This is a genomic window from Streptomyces sp. NPDC044033 (assembly GCF_056434425.1).
Genome location: NZ_JBWKFF010000010.1, coordinates 66,003 through 69,379 on the forward strand (window position 1 = coordinate 66,003; position 3,377 = coordinate 69,379).

Here is a 3,377-nt window from a genome sequence, read left to right on the forward strand (position 1 = left end):
CCGCCGAAGTCTCCGCCGCACCCTCCTCCCCGCTCTCCCCCCCCCCCCCCCCCCCCCTCTCCCCCCCCCCCCCCCCTCCCGCCCCCCCCCCCCCCCCCTCCGCGGACCCTTGTGGTGCGGGCCCGGCGGTGGTGCGGGACCGGAGCCGGTGCGCGGGACGCGATGTCCCGGAGCCGGTGCTCACCACGCGAAGTTCCGGACCCGGCCGTAGGCGCGCGCTCCGGGGCGCACGCGCGTTTCACACGGCGCACAGCTACATCGGAGTGATTCCGCCGGGTAGGCCAATTGCATCCCGCACCGCCGATACACTGCTCTGCAACAAGCGCGTCAGGCTCACAGCGTCGTGCGTCTTCCACGCGGCTGCGCCCCCCTTCACCGCCTTCGGCCGTCGGGACGGCCGTCCGCAAAGGACCAGTGAGGACTGATGACCACGTGAGCACGAAACCCGTCGTACTGATCGCCGAAGAGCTGTCGCCCGCCACCGTCGACGCCCTGGGCCCGGACTTCGAGATCCGGCACTGCAACGGCGCGGACCGCGCCGAACTCCTCCCCGCCATCGCCGACGTCGACGCGATCCTGGTGCGCAGCGCGACCAAGGTCGACGCCGAGGCCATCGCCGCCGCGCGCAAGCTGCGGGTCGTCGCCCGCGCCGGGGTCGGCCTGGACAACGTGGACGTCTCCGCCGCCACCAAGGCCGGCGTGATGGTCGTCAACGCCCCGACCTCCAACATCGTCACCGCCGCGGAGCTGGCCTGCGGCCTGCTCGTGGCCACCGCCCGCAATATCCCGCAGGCCAACTCGGCGCTGAAGAACGGCGAGTGGAAGCGCAGCAAGTACACCGGCGTCGAGCTGTCCGAGAAGACGCTGGGCGTCGTCGGCCTCGGCCGGATCGGGGTGCTGGTCGCGCAGCGGATGTCCGCGTTCGGCATGAAGATCGTCGCGTACGACCCGTACGTGCAGCCCGCGCGCGCCGCGCAGATGGGCGTCAAGCTGCTGACGCTGGACGAGCTGCTGGAGGTCGCGGACTTCATCACCGTGCACCTGCCCAAGACCCCCGAGACGATCGGCCTGATCGGCGACGACGCGTTGCACAAGGTCCAGCCGCACGTGCGGATCGTCAATGCCGCGCGCGGTGGGATCGTCGACGAGGCGGCGCTGGCGACGGCGCTCAAGGAGGGCCGGGTCGCGGGCGCGGGCCTGGACGTCTACGCCGCCGAACCCTGCACCGACTCGCCGCTCTTCGACTTCGACCAGGTCGTGGCCACCCCGCACCTGGGCGCCTCGACCGGTGAGGCGCAGGAGAAGGCGGGCATCTCCGTCGCCAAGTCCGTGCGCCTCGCGCTCGCGGGCGAGCTGGTGCCGGACGCGGTCAACGTCCAGGGCGGGGTCATCGCCGAGGACGTGAAGCCGGGGCTGCCGCTCGCCGAGAAGCTCGGCCGGATCTTCACCGCGCTCGCGGGCGAGGTCGCGGTCCGCCTCGACGTCGAGGTGTACGGCGAGATCACCCAGCACGACGTGAAGGTGCTCGAACTCTCCGCGCTCAAGGGCGTGTTCGAGGACGTCGTGGACGAGACCGTCTCGTACGTCAACGCGCCGCTCTTCGCGCAGGAGCGCGGCGTCGAGGTCCGCCTGACGACGAGCAGCGAGTCCACCGAGCACCGCAATGTGGTGGTCGTGCGCGGCACGCTCGCCGACGGCGACGAGGTCTCCATCTCCGGCACGCTGGCGGGCCCGAAGAACTTCCAGAAGATCGTCGCGGTCGGCGACCACGACGTGGACCTGGCGCTCGCCGACCACATGGCCTTCCTGCGGTACGGGGACCGGCCGGGCGTCGTCGGCACCGTCGGCCGCATCCTCGGCGAGGCCGGCATCAACATCGCGGGCATGCAGGTGTCGCGGTCGGGCGAAGGCGGCGAGGCGCTGGTCGCCCTCACCGTCGACGAGTCGATCCCGGCGCCGGTACTCGCCGAGATCGCCGTGGAGATCGGCGCCACATCGGCCCGTACGGTCAACCTGAACGACTGATCACCGCAGGCCGGCGCCGGTGCGCCGGTGCGTCGCGGCACGACTGGGCCCGGCCCTCGCCTTCTGGCGGGGACCGGGCCCAGCTGCATGACCGCTCAACCATTCACCCGAATGGGGGGATGGGGCGGTTTTCCGGACTGCCCCGCAAAAGAGCCGCTGTGCGGTCGGCGGACGGCACGACACGGGGTGCAGCAGTCGCCGCCCGGGTGGCGGCGGCGCGCAATGGGGAGAGCGCGCCCAAAACTGTCGGAGCGTGCGGAAGGAGAAGAGTCACCATGACCGCACCCCACGGCGAAAGCCAACGAGACCTGTCCGGCATGAGCGTGGTCGACGCCGACGGCCACCGAGTGGGCTCGGTGCAGCAGGTCTACCGAGACGACAGGACCGGCGACCCGGAGTGGATCACCGTGCGCACCGGCCTGTTCGGGACGAAGGAGACGTTCGTGCCCCTCGCCGGGGCGCAGCAGGCGGACGGCGATCTGCGCGTCCCCCACAGCAAGGACACGATCAAGGACGCGCCGCGGATAGACGCCGACGGGCACTTGGATCCGGGGGAGGAGGACCATCTCTACCGGCACTACGGGCTGGCGCCGGGCGGCCGCGGCACGGGCCGGGCGGGCGAGGCGGGGCGCGCCGCGCCGGCCGCCGGAGCCGCGGGCGCCGCGGGGATGGCCGGTGCGGCGGGCCGGGGTACGGGCGAGACCGCCCGGAGCCCCGGCCGCACCGACTCCGCGCAACTGGCGGGCGCCGGGGCACCCTCCCGGGGCCGGGACGCCGGGGACGCGACCGGCGCCAAGGGCCAGGGCGAGGAGATGATCCTCTCCGAGGAGCGCGTGACCTGGGGCACCGAGGAGCGCGAGAGCGGCCGGGCGCACCTGCGCAAGCACGTGGTCACCGAGGACGTCTCGCAGTCCGTACCGGTGAGCCACGAGGAGGTCACCGTCCACCGCGAGGCCATCAAGCCCGGCGACCGCACCGGCGACCGCTCGGCGAAACTCTCCGACGGCGAGACGGAGGTCGTCCTCCACGAAGAGGTCGCCGTCGTCCGCAAGGAGACCGTCCCCGTGGAACGGGTGCGGATGGAGACCAAGAAGGTGACCGGACAGCAGGAGGTGCGCGCCCAGGTCCGTAAGGAGGAGGTCGAGTACGACGACGGCCTGAAGTCGAAGCACCAGGAGCCGGGCGACTCCGGCCGCCACCGCTGATCCGCTGTCAACGGCGGACCGGTTCGGCGGCGGGTTCCGGGGGGGGGGGGGGGGGGCGCCCCGCTCCGCAACACCTCTCTGCTCGTTGCCCTCTCCCCCCCCCCCCCACCCCCCGGGAAACCCCCACATACCCCCCCCAAAAAGACC

Annotated in this window: 2 protein-coding genes; both read left to right on the plus strand. The window is 72.6% G+C overall.

Annotated elements, in window-relative coordinates; translation table 11 throughout:
- Positions 1-432 precede the first annotated feature (432 nt).
- Positions 433-2,025: a phosphoglycerate dehydrogenase gene (serA, locus tag AC07AB_RS19170; protein WP_478568038.1), complete on the plus strand. Its 1,593-nt coding sequence runs from the start codon at positions 433-435 to the stop codon at positions 2,023-2,025.
- Positions 2,026-2,300: 275 nt separating this feature from the next.
- Positions 2,301-3,230 carry a PRC and DUF2382 domain-containing protein gene (locus AC07AB_RS19175; protein ID WP_478568041.1) on the plus strand — a complete coding sequence of 310 codons (930 nt, stop codon included), beginning with the start codon at positions 2,301-2,303 and terminating at the stop codon, positions 3,228-3,230.
- Positions 3,231-3,377: the final 147 nt, after the last annotated feature.